The following is a 255-nucleotide window of genomic DNA, read 5'->3' on the forward strand; positions in this document are numbered from 1 at the left end:
CGCATCTCGCCGAATGGTGGGGAGATCCGGAGATTGAGATCGCCGAAATCCGCGAGCATATCTCGTCGGTTTCGGTGGAGCCGCTGATCGTCGAGCTGGACGGCAAGCCGATTGCCTACCTGCAGAGCTACGATCCGCATCTCGAGGACGACCATCCTTATGCCGACCAGCCGTTCGGCACGCTGGGCATCGATCTGTCGATCGGCCCGGCGGAGCTGGTCGGCATCGGCCATGGCTCGGCGATCGTCCGCCAGT

General features: G+C 63.5%; 1 protein-coding gene. It reads left to right on the plus strand.

Annotated features, from left to right (window positions below; genetic code table 11):
- The coding region (locus EOD29_RS33285) for a GNAT family N-acetyltransferase (protein WP_127248868.1) at positions 1 to 255 on the plus strand (255 nt) is incomplete at both ends.

Source organism: Mesorhizobium sp. M1A.T.Ca.IN.004.03.1.1 (genome assembly GCF_003997555.1).
Classification (GTDB): Bacteria; Pseudomonadota; Alphaproteobacteria; order Rhizobiales; family Rhizobiaceae; genus Mesorhizobium.